The organism is Kaistella gelatinilytica (assembly GCF_015679325.1).
In the GTDB taxonomy this organism is placed as follows: Bacteria; Bacteroidota; Bacteroidia; order Flavobacteriales; family Weeksellaceae; genus Kaistella; species Kaistella gelatinilytica.
Genome location: NZ_JADPVI010000002.1, coordinates 107,441 through 122,602 on the forward strand (window position 1 = coordinate 107,441; position 15,162 = coordinate 122,602).

The 15,162-nt window shown below is 36.6% G+C and carries 13 protein-coding genes and 1 pseudogene; 6 read left to right on the forward strand and 8 right to left on the reverse strand.

The features are described 5' to 3' along the window. Positions 1-174: 174 nt before the first annotated feature. The 4 genes from IV494_RS07785 to IV494_RS07800 all read left to right on the forward strand — a co-directional run bounded on the left by IV494_RS07785 (position 175) and on the right by IV494_RS07800 (position 4,816). Positions 175-867 carry an ABC transporter ATP-binding protein gene (locus IV494_RS07785; protein WP_196079603.1) on the forward strand — a complete coding sequence of 231 codons (693 nt, stop codon included), beginning with the start codon at positions 175-177 and terminating at the stop codon, positions 865-867. A gap of 37 nt (positions 868-904) precedes the next feature. Continuing rightward, positions 905-2,134 carry an ABC transporter permease gene (locus tag IV494_RS07790; RefSeq protein ID WP_196079604.1) on the forward strand — a complete coding sequence of 410 codons (1,230 nt, stop codon included), beginning with the start codon at positions 905-907 and terminating at the stop codon, positions 2,132-2,134. A gap of 94 nt (positions 2,135-2,228) precedes the next feature. Continuing rightward, entirely contained in the window at positions 2,229-3,500 is a 1,272-nt protein-coding gene (locus tag IV494_RS07795) for an ABC transporter permease (protein WP_196079605.1), read from the forward strand. A gap of 119 nt (positions 3,501-3,619) precedes the next feature. Next, entirely contained in the window at positions 3,620-4,816 is a 1,197-nt protein-coding gene (locus IV494_RS07800; protein ID WP_196079606.1) for an efflux RND transporter periplasmic adaptor subunit, read from the forward strand. 50 nt (positions 4,817-4,866) lie between these two features. Here IV494_RS07800 and IV494_RS07805 read toward each other — a convergent pair whose 3' ends face one another. The 5 genes and pseudogenes from IV494_RS07805 to lptB form a co-directional block, all read right to left on the reverse strand. Continuing rightward, positions 4,867-5,463: a hypothetical protein gene (locus IV494_RS07805; protein ID WP_039351546.1), complete on the reverse strand. Its 597-nt coding sequence runs from the start codon at positions 5,461-5,463 to the stop codon at positions 4,867-4,869. Between the two features lie 119 nt (positions 5,464-5,582). Beyond that, on the reverse strand, positions 5,583-6,230 hold the full coding sequence (locus tag IV494_RS07810; RefSeq protein ID WP_196079607.1) for an HD domain-containing protein: 648 nt from the start codon (positions 6,228-6,230) through the stop codon (positions 5,583-5,585). A 67-nt stretch (positions 6,231-6,297) separates the two neighbouring features. After that, a complete protein-coding gene (locus tag IV494_RS07815) occupies positions 6,298-6,873 on the reverse strand; it encodes a hypothetical protein (RefSeq protein ID WP_196079608.1) in 576 nt (191 codons plus the stop codon). Between the two features lie 36 nt (positions 6,874-6,909). After that, a complete protein-coding gene (locus IV494_RS07820) occupies positions 6,910-8,637 on the reverse strand; it encodes an ABC transporter ATP-binding protein (protein ID WP_230380086.1) in 1,728 nt (575 codons plus the stop codon). A 465-nt stretch (positions 8,638-9,102) separates the two neighbouring features. Next, positions 9,103-9,828: pseudogene (gene lptB / locus IV494_RS07825) on the reverse strand (LPS export ABC transporter ATP-binding protein); the annotation flags it as partial. Between the two features lie 130 nt (positions 9,829-9,958). On the opposite strand from lptB, the gene IV494_RS07830 reads away from it, so the two are divergent. Together IV494_RS07830 and IV494_RS07835 are read left to right on the forward strand one after the other, a co-directional pair. Beyond that, a complete protein-coding gene (locus IV494_RS07830) occupies positions 9,959-10,453 on the forward strand; it encodes an RNA polymerase sigma factor (RefSeq protein WP_039351552.1) in 495 nt (164 codons plus the stop codon). Then, positions 10,446-11,120 (forward strand): beta-carotene 15,15'-monooxygenase, encoded by a 675-nt coding sequence (locus IV494_RS07835; RefSeq protein WP_196079611.1) that lies wholly within the window; start codon positions 10,446-10,448, stop codon positions 11,118-11,120. The genes IV494_RS07830 and IV494_RS07835 overlap by 8 nt, the downstream gene beginning before the upstream one ends. Positions 11,121-11,151: 31 nt before the next feature. Here the strand turns inward: IV494_RS07835 and rpoN are convergent, their stop codons facing one another. From rpoN to rimM, 3 genes are all read right to left on the reverse strand, one after another. Beyond that, on the reverse strand, positions 11,152-12,627 hold the full coding sequence (rpoN, locus tag IV494_RS07840) for an RNA polymerase factor sigma-54 (RefSeq protein WP_196079612.1): 1,476 nt from the start codon (positions 12,625-12,627) through the stop codon (positions 11,152-11,154). Positions 12,628-12,695: 68 nt separating this feature from the next. Then, a complete protein-coding gene (gene asnS / locus IV494_RS07845) occupies positions 12,696-14,141 on the reverse strand; it encodes an asparagine--tRNA ligase (RefSeq protein WP_196079613.1) in 1,446 nt (481 codons plus the stop codon). A gap of 290 nt (positions 14,142-14,431) precedes the next feature. Next, a complete protein-coding gene (rimM, locus tag IV494_RS07850) occupies positions 14,432-14,974 on the reverse strand; it encodes a ribosome maturation factor RimM (protein WP_196079614.1) in 543 nt (180 codons plus the stop codon). Between the last annotated feature and the right edge of the window lie 188 nt (positions 14,975-15,162).

Below are 15,162 nucleotides of genomic sequence, written 5' to 3' on the forward strand. Positions count from 1 at the left end.
CAAGTACAAAAATGCAAACAGCGTTGTTTACGCCAATTCCTCTTAAACAAATCTCAAAAAACCTTTCTATTATTAGGCTGAACAGTTAAACAAAAGTTTAATGAAAAAGAAAAAGCAGATTGTAACAAACACTGTTATTTTGATACTTATATTTTAAATCAATTCTACCACTGCATGTTAGTAATTAAGGACCTTAATAAATCATACGACACTGGAAAAAGCAAGCTTCATGTTCTGAAAGGAATAAACCTTATTATTGGGGAAGGTGAGTTTGTTTCCATCATGGGAAGTTCGGGTTCTGGAAAATCTACTTTGCTGAATATCATTGGTATTTTAGATGAAAAAGATTCCGGCGTTTATGATCTTGATGGTATTCCGATAGAGCATTTATCAGAAATCAAAGCCGCAGAATACAGAAGTAAATTTCTTGGATTCATCTTTCAGTCATTTAATTTGATAGGCTACAAAAATGCTTTGGAAAATGTAGCACTTCCACTTTATTATCAGGATGTCCCCCGAAAAGAACGGAACAAAAGAGCAATGGAATATCTGGACAAAGTTGGACTTGCAGATTGGGCGACGCACATGCCGAATGAACTTTCAGGTGGACAAAAACAAAGAGTTGCGATTGCGAGAGCATTAATTACAGATCCGAAAGTTATTCTTGCCGACGAGCCGACCGGAGCGTTAGATTCTAAAACAACGTACGATATTATGAAATTGCTGCAGGAAATTAACAACAACGGAAAAACCATCATCGTAGTAACTCACGAACCAGATGTAGCTGCAGAAACCAAAAGAAATGTCATTTTAAAAGATGGAATTATCGAAAGTGATGAATTTATCACCCAAAGAGTTTTAGCTTAAAAGGTCTTTAATAAAAATAAGAAATCAATAAAATAATATGTTTGATCTAGACCGTTGGAGAGAAATTTTTGAGTCTATTCGCAGTAATATATTGCGAACAGTGCTTTCGGGTTTCACCGTGGCTTTAGGTCTCTATATTTTCATTGTTTTATTTGGAATTGGAAATGGTTTAAAAAATGCTTTTACAGAAGGCTTTGCGAGAGATGCCGCCAATTTAATTTCCATTTCTACAGGAAAAACCACCATCGCATTTAATGGATTGCAAACCGACCGAAAAGTTATCTTACAGAATAAAGATTTTGACAACATAAAAAAAGCAGATCCCGACAAAATAGAATATTCTTCCGGCAGATATACATCCAATATGCTTGTAAAATACGGCAAGGAAAGTGGCTCTTATCAAGTAAATGGCGCAGATCCTGCCGAACCTTATATCGAAAGCAGAACTGTTTTAGATGGGCGATATATCAATAATGCAGATATCGATAAGAAGCAAAATGTTGCCGTAATTGGTAGAATGGTTCAGCGCGATCTCATCAAAAACGGAAGTGCGGTCGGAAAAGACTTAGACCTGAATGGAACGATGTTTAAAGTGATCGGTATTTTCTCCGATGATGGCGGCGATCAGGATGAACGAATGATCAGCGTGCCTATTTCTACGTTACAGCAATTGAAAAAAGGTTCTGATACACTCAGTAGAATTTTCATCACCTACAACCAGAATTTAACACCAGCTGATGCGATCAAATACAGTGATAAATTAGAGAAAGATCTTAAAAAAAATCTTCAGGTTTCTCCGGATGATGAAAACGCAGTTCGTGTAAATAACAACGCGAAAAATATGGAAAAGACTTTCCAGTTTTTGCTCATCATTACTTTGATCGTTGGGTTTATCGGTTTGGGAACTTTACTGGCGGGGATCATCGGGATCAGCAATATCATGGTTTACATTGTCAAAGAACGAACGCGAGAAATCGGGGTCAGAAAAGCAATTGGTGCAAAACCTAACGCGATCGTAGCCTTAATTATTCAGGAAAGTGTCGTCATTACGGTTATTTCCGGAATTATCGGTGTTGCTTTAGGCGTTTTAACTTTGACATTAATAGGAGATAGTTTAGAAAAATATTTTATAATGGCGCCGTCAGTTGGTTGGGGTTTGATCGCTGTCGCTTTTGTGTGTTTGGTCATCGCCGGATTAATTTCCGGATTTGTTCCTGCGTACAGAGCCAGTAAAATAAAACCAATTGAAGCATTGAGAAGCGACTAATTATAAGCAATAGGTAATGATTAATAGGTAATCTATCAACACTTATTATTTAAAAAGAAGGACTAAAATCTGACAAAAAAAACAAAGTTTTTTTATGAACATTATATTCAAACTCGATACCTGGCAAGAAATTTATCATTCCCTACAGAATAATAAACTTCGAACTTTTCTCACCATGATCGGCGTTGGATGGGGCATGTTCCTTTTCGTAGCACTTCTTGGTGCAGCAAAAGGTATGGAAAACGGTTTTGATAAAGCCTTTGCCGGTTTCGCGACGAATTCAATTTTCCTTTGGGCACAAAACACTACGATTCCTTATGATGGTTTTCCGAAAGGAAGAAAAATGGCTTTACATTTACCCGACATTCAGGTTTTGCAGAAAAAGATCCCGCAAATAGATTACATTTCGCCCCAATCGACGCGTGGTAATTTCGGAAGTCCGGGCGAACTCTTTTCCCGAAACGGCAAAAATGAAACCTACACTTTAAATGGAGATTATCCCGTTGGAAATAAAATTTCAGAAAAAAAATTAATTTTCGGAAGATATATTAACGATGCCGATATCAGCGGAAATAAAAATGTGATCGTCATCGGTGAAGAAATTTACAAAAACTTTTTCGATGCGAAGAAGAATGAAAATCCTTTAGGAAAATCGGTGACTGTAAAAGGTCTATTTTTCAATGTTATCGGTGTTTTCCGTGTTCAGCAGCAAGGTGGAAATATGGGAAGCGATAACTCAGCCTATATTCCCTTCAGCACTTTTACCAAAATGTACAACGACGGCGATAAGGTTGGATTTTTTGCAATTGTCGGTAAAAATGACGCAGATTTAAATGTCCTGGAAAATACCGTGAAGACCGAACTCAAAGCAAAATACAACGTTTCACCAGATGACACCAATGCTTTCGGTAGCTTCAACTTAGGAAAACTTTTTGGTAAACTGACCGGATTTCTGACCGGCATGCAACTGTTAACGATCGTTGTAGGAACATTAACTATTTTGGCGGGAGTTATTGCCATCTCAAATATCCTCCTGATAACCGTAAAAGAGCGGACAAATGAAATAGGGATTCGACGGGCTTTAGGCGCGAAACCTGCGGAAGTCCGCAATCAGATCTTATTAGAAAGCGTCGTCATCACGATCACTTCGGGACTTCTCGGATTTATTTTTGGGATCTTTCTGCTCATGATTTTGAATGCTTTAACGGAAGGACAAGATGCCTTTCCATTTTATAACCCGACCGTGAACTACGGAGAAGTATTTGCCGCGATGGGCGTGATGGTTTTTTTAGGCCTTTTAATTGGAATGATTCCCGCACAAAGAGCCGTATCCATTCGACCGATCGAAGCTTTGAGAACAGAATAAATTTAGAAAAAAAACGATAGAAAAAATTGATATGAAATCGCATTTCAAAAATCTCGAAAGAATACTGAGTTGAAGATTGGCGATAACAAAAGATCATCAAAAAAGATTAAAAACTAATTATGAAAAAGAAATTCACCGTAAAAAAAGTTATTTATATCATCTTAGGACTCGTCTTTTTAGTGGGATTGGTGATGGGAGTTCGATATCTCATTAATTCAAATTCCAAGAAAAGCGACCTGTTTCTTACGAAAAAAGGCATCGTTCAAAACATGGACGATAAAGTTCTGGCGACCGGAAAAATTGTACCGCGGGAAGAAATTGAGATCAAACCCAATATTTCGGGGATCATCGATAAAATTTTGGTAAAAGAAGGCGATCACGTTACTGCAGGACAACTTGTGGCGACCATTCGAATTGTACCTACCGTTCAGAATATCAATGCTGCACAACAGGACATTAATAATGCAAATCTGCAGATCAGCAACGCTAAAATAAACGTTGATACGCAACAGAAACAATTCGCGATGCAACAGCGTTTATATACGCAAGGTGTTATTTCTAAACAGGAATATATTTCTGCGCAGCAATCTTTACAATCGACGCAACAGGTTTTGAAAAATTCTCAGCAACAATTGCAAACCGCTCAGAAAAATCTTCAAATTGCAAAAACCGGGACAACACCTGAACTCGCCAGTTTAGCAACGACTCAAATTCGGTCGAAAGCGACAGGAACCGTTTTAGAAGTTCCTGTAAAAGTCGGAAGCCAGGTTATTGAAGCCAACTCATTCAATGCAGGAACCACGATTTGCTCCATCGCAGATCTAAACTCTTTAATATTTCAAGGGACGATTGATGAAGCTCAAGCGGGGAAACTGAAAGAAGGAATGGATATGAACGTGGTCATCGGAGCGTTACAAAACAAAAGTTTCCGCGGACGTGTTACCATGATCGCGCCGAAAGGAAAAGATGAAAGTGGAACCATTAAATTCCCGATTGAGGGCGATGTTTTCAATGAAACTCATGAATATATCAGAGCAGGATTTTCTGCAAATGGAGAAATCATCTTGAGTTCTCAGAAAAATGCACTTCTTTTGGATGAAGCTTTAATTCAGTATGAAAAAGTAAAAGGCGAAGACAAACCTTTCGTAGAAGTAAAACAGCCCGATGGAAGTTTCAAAAAAACGTATGTGAAATTAGGAGCTTCTGATGGTATTAATGTTCAGATCCTTTCCGGAATCACGAAAGATTCTGAAGTGAAAGTCTGGAATCCGTCTGATAAAGACAAAGAAGCGTTGAAGGAAAAGAAGGGTAAATAATAAATTATCACACTTTACAATATAGATCATCCCGAAATTTTCGGGATTTTTTATTTAAATTTCTTAAAGAGCAAAGTCACATTAAGAAAAAGCAGGAGCAAATCTAGAGTAATCCAGATCGCAGTTTTCATATTTTCAAATTTTAGATCTGCGACTAGCGTTTTCGAGATTTCTGAGAGTTTTACACTTTGATTGATGTAGTTGTGAATCTCAATGATCTGGTCTTCATTCTTATTTGGAACGGAATGCTGAGAGAAATAAACCATATTCTTTTTTCCCATAAAACCTGCGATCCAAAATTCGTCAGAAAATTTCATATCTAAATGATCAATCCGAAAAAAATTGGTACGAATTGTCCCGACATGGCGCGTTTCGTATTTTACATCTGCCTGTTTATCAGTATTAACTTTTACAAGATAAAAATCTAAAGGAAGCGGTAAATTATTAATGACCTGCACTGTTAAAGAATCAGCACGAAATTGAGTCAAACTTTTGGTTACAAAATAATACGTAAAAAGGGCAACTCCAAAAGTTACAATCGCAATTCGGATCATTTTCACCCAGATCTTTAGTTTTCCGTTTTTAAAAATGGAAATAAAAAGACCAAAGCAGAGGAATAGAAAAAGGAGAAAAAACAAGTAAAACATGGTGTAAAGATAAAATAATATTGGAGAGAACGATTTAAATGTTGGGTGTTGGATTTTGTATTCTTAGTACTGAAAAATACTTAAGCTGAAAAAAGACTTTTCCAATAATGTTAAAATCGCTAATTCACATTCCATTCTTTGTCGAATTCCTCTAAAAACTGAAGCATAAATTGATGTCTTTCCAACGCGATCTCTTTTCCTTTTTCTGTGTTCATCATATCTTTTAGGAGCAGCAGTTTTTCGTAAAAATGATTGATCGTCGTACCCTGACTTTTTTTGTATTCCTCTTTCGTCATATCCAACTTTGGCTGAATGTCCGGATGATACATTAAATTATTTTTAAAGCCTCCGAAATTAAAAGTCCGCGCAATTCCAATGGCTCCGATGGCATCGAGACGATCTGCATCCTGCACAATTTTCAATTCAATGGGTAAATTCTGAGGAACTTCTCCCCTATTTTTAAAGGAAATGTTTTTGATGATAAATAAAACCTGGTCGATGATTTCAGAAGAAACATGTTGACTTTCCAGAAATTTATTCGATATTTTTAAAGCTAAAGTTTCGTCGCCATCATGAAATTTGGGATCTGCAATATCGTGAAGCAAGGCCGAAAGTTCTATCACTTCAAGATTGCCATTTTCCGTTGCAGCGATCTTTTTTGAAAGCTTCCAGACTCTTTCGATATGAAACCAGTCGTGTCCGGCTTCCGCACCTTCGAGTTTTTCTTTTACGAAATCAACTGTATTTTGAATTAAATTTTCGCTCATTTTAATTTTTCTATAAACGTTCCGATAAAAGTCTTTTATATTACTCTATTATCCTTTATCTAAAGAATTATTTCTTCACTTCTACAAACTGATACACCATTTCAGTTTTCGGATTATAAATGATCGTACTCGCATTTGGGAAACGTTTTACTTTATAATACTCTATGTTTTTGTCGTTTTTGATGTCATCTAAAAAACTCAGATCGATAGAATTTGCAGGCAGAAACTTCTCGAAAAAAGTAACTTTTTCAATGATCGACGTACCATCAACTTTTTGAAATTCTTTTTTCGATTGCGTTTCATCGCTTGTCGGTTGCGCGACCAAAGTATTCAACAACAGATCTTTATCAGCAGCTTTGTATTTGAAAACATAAAATGGAGTTCCATTCGGAAAAGCTACTTTTTTCCCGACTACATTTTCGAGGGCCAAATTATTTTGATGCGGAAAAATCTGATCAAACTGAATGTTTTCAGAATTTACAATTTTCCCTATTTGTTCTGTTACTGATTCCTGAATGGTTTCTTTGGCTTTTTGTTGTGCCTTTTCTGTAGTTTCTGTAACAACAGTCGATATTTTTTCTTCTATTTTATCGCACGAAATTACGGTAATGGCAATAAAGGATAGTATGATTAAATTTTTCATTTTTGAAATTTATATTGAAGGTATTTTTTATTAAAATTAATTTTCGCGATACGTACTCATAAGTTTATCCAGATTCAAACTCCTTGCAGAAGCATCGAAAATTTCGCGGTATGTTCCCTGTAAACCTACGAGATGATCGTGTGTTCCGCTCTCTACAACTTCGCCTTTTTTCATCACATAAATGATGTCGGAATCTAAGATCTGCGAAAGAGAATGGGAAATAATGACCACCGTTCTGCCCGCTTTTATGGCATCCAGAGAATTTTTAATCTGCTCCGTGGCGATCGCATCTAAACTTGCTGTCGGTTCATCCAGAAAAATAATGGGTGGATCTTTCAGAAATAGTCTTGCAATCGCAATTCGCTGTTGTTGACCACCGGAAAGTTGCGTGGCATCATGTTTATATTGTTGTGGCAAATCGACGATCTGATCGTGGAGATACGCTTTTTTCGCGGCAACTTCGATCTCTTCAAAAGTTGCATTCATATTTCCGTACCTAATATTATCTTCGATACTTCCCTGAAAAATGTGATTTTTTTGTAAAACCAATCCGATATCACTTCGAAGTGAAGTATTGTCGAAATTATTTAAATTCACTTCATCCAACAAAATCTCTCCGGAATCCGGTAAATAAAATTTACACAAGAGATTAATAACCGTTGATTTTCCGGCGCCGCTTAGTCCGACCAAAGCAGTAGTTTTTCCGTTCTCAATGGTCATTGAAACATTGTTCAAAGCTTTTGTACCATTCGGATAAGAGAAGTTCACATTTTTCAGCTCAAATTTCCCTTTGATATTTTTCTCTACGAAATTTCCATTCGGTTCGGTTTCATCGTCTGCATTTAGAATATCGAAATATCCTTCTGCATAGATCATGGCATCATTCATATCGTCATATATCCGGTGCAACTGCCGGATTGGCGAGGAAACATTATTAAACAAAAGAATATGAAGCATGATCGCACCGATCGTCATTTTCTGATCGAGCACTAAGTAAACTGTTAACAAAATGATCATCACGACACCAAACTGCTCAATAAAGGTTTTCAGACCGTCATATATAAAGTTCGTTCTTCGCGTGAACATCTGGCTGTCCATCAACTGCATCTGCAGATCGTACTGTTTTTTACCTTCAAATTTTTCCCGTACGAAACTTTTAATCACCATGATCGAATTGATCAAATTTAAAAGTCCGGAGGTTTTTTGCTCTCTCTGATTTCTTAAAGTGCGGCGAACTCCAGATAATTTTTTGGCTTGAAGAGAACTGATCACAAAATAAATAGGAACAACAATGGTAGAAACCAAACCCACATATACATTTTGCATGTACATGATGATCAGTGCAATAAAAGCATTTGAAAATAGTGGTAAAATATCGATAAAGAAATTTTGAACGAGTTTTGTTAAACTTTCAATCCCGCGGTCAATTCTTATCTGAAGTTTGCCTGATTCGTGGTTTTCATCATTAAAATAAGCAACTCTGTACGTCAGAATTTTATCAATCGCTGATTGTGCTAAAACTGAACTCGTATTGATCCGAATTTTTTCGCCGTAAAATTTCTGACCAAACTGAATAAAAATGTTCAGCAATTCTTTTCCCAGTAAAATCGCAGAAATAAGAATCAGAACATGAATTCCTTCTGCCATAGGATCTGGCAACTGCGTGAGTTTTGTTACTTCATCTACGGTATATTTTAAAACCAGTGGATTGACCTGCGCCAATAAAGCCCCAATAAATGTCAGAAACAAAGTCCCATAAATCATCACTCGATACGGCTTTATAAACGGTATCAACTGCTGATAAATATGATAAAGCGTGATTGTTCTGTTAAATGGTTTTGGCATATTTTATCGATCGATCAAGGTTCAAAACCCTGTGAATTTCAATTAAATTGATCCCTCAAAAGGGAACGTGGTCAGATAACGAAGTTCGGAACTGTTTCGCATATTTGCCTCAGATACAGCGGTATCTTTACTGTAATATTCTCCCAACTCCTGTTTTTGAAAAAGAAAAGAATTATTGGCAGTTTTATCAACCACTTCTCTGAAAATATGTTCAATTTCTGAATTTGATAAGGAGGCAAAACTGATATCTTCGAAACCATAAAGAAGTCTCAAATTATCAACGCCCGCAAAGTTGCGGTCTACATAATCCTGAAACTGAAGTTTAGAATCAAAATTTCCGGCCCAGATATTATAGACTAAAGATTTCTTTTTAGGTTTGTTCAAAATATCCTGATACACAAAATTCTCTCCCAAATAGGCGTCACGAACCTGCGGATCATTTGCCAGATCGTGTGGAAGTCCTTCTTTCAGAATTCTTCCTTCGAACATGATATATGTTTTATGAGTGATCGCTAAAGTTTGCTGAACATTGTGATCGGTAATTAAGATTCCGATATTCTTATCGACCAAACTTCTTACAATTTTCTGAATATCTTCTACTGCGATTGGATCTACTCCCGCAAAAGGTTCATCTAACAAAATAAAATTCGGACTTGTAGCAAGGCAACGCGCGATTTCAGTTCTTCTCCTTTCCCCGCCGGAAAGTAGATCTCCGCGATTTTTGCGAACATGTTCCAAAGAAAATTCTTCGATCAGTTCATCCCGTTTCCTTTCCTGTTCGCGTTTGGTAAGTTTGGTCAATTGAAGCACGCCCAGAATATTATCTTCTACCGAAAGCTTGCGAAAAACAGAAGCTTCCTGCGCCAGATAACCGATTCCTTTCTGTGCGCGGCGATACATGGCGTCGTGTGTAATTTCTTTATCATCGAGAAAAATTTTCCCAGAAGTTGGTTTTACCAAACCGACTATCATGTAAAAAGAAGTGGTTTTTCCGGCACCGTTTGGACCCAGAAGTCCTACGATTTCTCCCTGTCTAACTTCGACTGTCACGCCTTTTACAACTTTTTTGGGACCGTACTCTTTAATTAAATTTTCTCCGCGTAGAATCATGTGGCAAATATATCATTTTTGTTCGAAAGTTCGATTGATTGGTGAGGTCTTATCCAAAGGTGTTCCATTCTTTAAATAGGGCATTTTCCGCAAAAAATGTTATCTTCGCTTGTGTAAATTTTTACCTGTTTTGAGCCTTAAAGAAAAAGTATTTTCACAACTTATTAAAGATAATCAAGGTCTGATTATCAAGGTTTCCCGGCTCTATACAAACTCACTGGAAGATGAGCAGGATTTATTTCAGGAAATCGTGTTACAACTCTGGCGTTCTTACGACACATTCAAAGGAAACTCCAAAATCTCAACGTGGATGTACCGAGTTGCATTAAATACTGCCATCACTCTTTTTCGAAAAAAAACCAAATCACCGCAAACTGATGAATTGATGGATTTTCATTATGCGGATTTTATCGAAGATGACGATGAAAAGCAGTTGCAGATCTCATTACTTTATAAAGTGGTGAAAATGCTTCCGAACGTAGAAAGAGCAATTGTAATGATGTATTTAGATGATCTTCCTTACCGTGATATTTCAGAAAATTTAGGGATCACGGAAGTAAATGCGCGGGTGAAAATGAACCGGCTAAAAAAAACACTAAAAGAATTAATGGAAAAGCATGCCTAAATTTGATCTAGATAATTTCAAAAAAACCTGGCAGGAACACGAAATTCAGCCAAAATACAACAGCGATGAAATACGGTCGATGCTGAATAAATCTTCACGCAATTATGTGAAATATATTCTGGGAATAAGCATAGCCGAATTTCTGGTCATTCTGGGTATGAATTTTTACTATCTTTTCTTGGGAGACGACACCAATAGTTATTTAAATATTTTAGAAAAACTCGGTGTGAAAAACAATGAGAATCTGGTTGCTAATTTGTCCCATCTATATTTTGGACTAAAGGTGATCAGTCTGGCTTTAACGGCTTTTTTCGTTATTAAATTTTATCAAAATTATAAGCATATCAAAATTGAATCGAACCTGACAAAATTGATTCTTCAGATCATTAAATTTAAAAATACGGTCAACTATTTTATTCTTGCGAACGTATTTTTGATCGTTTTGTACACCATTGTTCTTGGAATTTTTACATCCTGGGCGTTATCAAATCAAAATATTGAACTTACTCATCCAACCTTGATAGGATTCTATGTAGGTCTTCTTCTGATGATGGTTTTAAGTGTAGTGTTGATCTGGGTTTACTACAGAATTGTGTACGGAATCATTCTTAAAAAATTAGGTAAAAACCTCGAAGAACTGCAGAAAATAGAAATCGAACAAGCATAAAAAAAAGGTCACTTTTCGGTGACCTTTTTCTTTAGAGTTCTTTTCGTAATCTTGCAACAGGAATACTGAGTTGTTCCCGATATTTTGCAATGGTTCGTCTGGCAATATTATATCCTTTTTCTTTCAACAAAACAACCAAAGCGTCGTCTGTTAAAGGCTTTCTCTTATTTTCGGCGTTGATGATATCCATCAAATGATTCTTAATTTCTTTCGTAGAAACTTCTTCGCCATCATCATTGGTCAACGAATCTGAGAAGAGATTTTTTAGATACACAATTCCATTCGGAGTATCGGCATATTTGCTTTTTACTACACGGGAAATTGTAGAAATATCAAAACCTGTAATATCGGCAACATCCTTTAAGATCATCGGCTTCAAAGATTTATCGTCGCCTGTAATGAAGTAGTTTTTCTGCAGTTTCACGATAGCAGAAATCGTTTGAAGCAAAGTATTTTGTCGCTGGTTTATCGCATCAATATACCATTTTGCCGCATCTAATTTTTGTTTGATGAAAAGTGCAGCCTGTTTGTGTTCAGCAGATTTTTTATCGTGAGAATAGGTCGTCAATATATCTTTGTACTCATCTGAAACACGCAAGGAAGGTGCATTTTTACTGTTCAATGTTGGATGAACATCTACTCCTTTTTCGCCATTATCTTTAACATGAATTACAAAGTCCGGTATGATTTCCTGATTAATGGTGATCGTCTGCGTATCAAAATTTCCACCAACTTTTGGGGAGAGTTTTGAAATCACTTCCAAAGCATCTTTCAGATCTTCTTCCTCGATATCGTATTTCTGGATGATTTTATTGTAATGCTTATTTGTCAATGCATCGAATTGATTTCTAAGGATATTTGCAGCTAAAATAACGGCTTTATCAGCGCTTACTTTTTTCTCAATTTGCAACAGAAGACATTCCTGTAAACCTCTTGCGCCAACTCCGGAAGGATCCAGTTTTTGAACGTAATTCTCCAATATATCTTCCGCTTTTTCTTTCGTGGTGTAAACTCCCAGAGAAAACGCCAGATCATCAACGATCTGTTTCACTTCTCTTCGAAGATATCCGTCGTTATCAAGGTTTCCGATGATATATTCTGCAATTTTCAGATCATCACCATCGATATTGATCAAACGGATCTGCTCCAAAAGGTAATCGTAGAGCGATTGTCCTTCTGTTAAGAGTGACTGATTGTCAAATTCTTCATCGTCTGCAGAATAATTGTTTGAGCTGGTTTTATAAGCCGGTTCATCATCAAAAATATATTCATTTACATCGAAATCTGTATTGATGCTGTCTGTACCTTCGTCTTCATACGTTTCATCAAGTGAGGAATACTCTTCTTCTTTTGATTCTTCCGCTTTTTCCAGGGCCGGATTTTCTTCTAATTCGCGTTCTAATTCTTCCTCAAATTCTAACGTGTGAAGCTGGATCAACTTCATCAACTGAATTTGTTGCGGTGCCAATTTCTGGCCGAGTCGCATTTGAAGGTTTTGTTTTAACATATTTTGATGCTATCTCTATTTTAATGGAAAGAATATTATTTCTAAAATCTAAAAGTACTGAATTTTAATTAAAACTCCGCGGTATGAGGCGTTCTTGGGAAAGGAATTACGTCTCTGATGTTCGTCATTCCTGTTACAAAAAGTACCAGTCTTTCTAAACCAAGACCGAAACCAGCATGCGGAACTGAACCAAATTTTCGTGTATCTAAATACCACCAAAGCTCGTGTTCATCAACATTCATCGCTTTCATTTTGGCAGTCAGAACATCAAATTTATCTTCTCTTTGTGAACCACCGATGATCTCACCGATTCCCGGGAATAAAACATCCATTGCGGCAACCGTTTTTCCATCTTCATTCAGTTTCATATAGAAAGCTTTGATCTCTTTTGGATAATCAAAAAGGACAACAGGACATTCAAAATGTTTTTCTACGAGGAAACGCTCGTGCTCACTCTGCAGATCTGCGCCCCATTCCTCAATCGGAAACTGGAATTTTCCTTTTTTATTTTCTTTTGAATTTTTCAGGATATCAATCGCTTCGGTGTAAGAAACTCTTTTGAATCTTTTCTCGAGAACGTTTTGTAATTTCTCTATCAAACCTTCAGAAGCTCTGTCTTTTTCAGGTTTTTGCTTTTGTTCTTCCGCAAATCTCTTATCTAAAAAGTCCAGATCATCTTTGCAGTTTTCTAAAACATAATTGATGACATATTTTAAGAAATCTTCCGCCAGATCGATGTTGTCTTCTAAATTATTGAAAGCAACTTCAGGTTCTACCATCCAGAATTCTGCGAGGTGACGCGTTGTGTTTGAATTTTCTGCACGGAAAGTTGGCCCGAAAGTATAAACTCTTCCCAGTCCCATCATTGCAGTTTCTACGTTAAGTTGTCCGGAAACTGTTAAGTTGGTTTTCTTACCAAAAAAATCCTGGTCAAAATCGATATCTCCGTTTTCATCACGCGGTATATTATTCAGATCGAAGTTTGTTACGCCAAACATTTCTCCAGCTCCTTCTGCATCTGCACCGGTAATGATCGGCGTATTCATGTAGAAGAATTGATTTTGATTAAAGAACTGGTGAATCGCAAAACTCACAGAACTTCGCACTCTAAAAACAGCACTAAATAAATTCGTGCGGAAACGCAAATGCGCCTGTTCGCGTAAAAGTTCTAAGGAATGTTTCTTGGGTTGTAGAATCGTTTTATCTCTTTCTTCAGTAAAGTTATCTCCTAAAATGATTATTTTTTTAGCAATAATTTCGATGCTTTGTCCAGCGCCCTGACTTTCTACAACTTCACCTACTATTTTCAAAGAGGCTGCATTGCTGATATTCTTAATAATATTTTCATCAAATTGCTCAAAATCGACCACGATTTGTAAATTATTGATGGTTGATCCGTCATTCAAAGCGATAAAACGATTGGAGCGAAATGCTCTGACCCAACCTTGAACGGTAATGTCGTGATGAAGTATTTTTTTATAATCTGAAAGTAATTCTTTGATGGTTGTTCTCATTTCCTGACAGTGCTTTTTTTAATGTAAAATGTAGAATTATGGTCAAACTTTTTCCATAATCAATAGATGCAAACTTACTAAAAATTGGCGTAATTTTTGATGCAGGGAAAAAAAATTTTAGAAAAGAATTCGGTCTAAATTATTGGAGTTTTCGCAATACAAAATGATCTGCGACCCGGCTTGAATGGATCCCTTTTTATGGAACGAATTGGAATAAAAACGCGGGAGTACTTCGACAAGCTCAGTATAAACTCCAGACGGAAATTATCGCCCAAAAAAGATTTAGAAAATTACTCGTCTTTCTTGGAAGGAATCAAGAAAACATCCATTAAACCTTCTGGTAAAGACATTCTGATGAATTTTTCTTCACGGTTCAGTTCGATGATCCAGTCTTTGATGATCGGAATAACGATTTGTTTACCGGCTAAAGTAAGCACGAAATAATGCTGACCGGTTTGATCGTTGATCGTTTCGATAATTCCACAAGATTTGCCGTCTTCTTCGCGAATTTCATAGCCAATCACATCATGGTAGTAAAATTTGTTTCCGGTAAGAACAGGCAAGGTAGAAAGCGGAAGATAAACATCTTTTCCGACGGCTTGATTAACAAGTGCTTCAGAGGAATTTTTGAAAGAAACAATCAGCGTTTCGCCTTTGCTCCAGGATTGTCTTGCAACAAAAAAAGGAACCAACAATCCGTTGACGTCAACGAATATGGTGTCTAATTTATTGTACATTTCAGGTTGATCGGTATCGAGTTTCAGGAAAACATTTCCGTGTAAACCGTGGGTACGAGTGATTTTACCTAAAAAATAGCAATCTTCTTTTTTCATGATGCAAATATAAGTTGTTTTAAAATAATAGAGACGCCAAAAATGACGTCTCTATGAATCTTATCTGATAAGAAAGTTGATTAAGCTTTAGCTTCGTCAGTTCTTTCTTCAGTAGCAGCTTCGTCTTTTCCTGTTAATTTCTCAGTAACGTTTGCTACTGTTTCTTTTACAGAATCTACAGCTCCTGC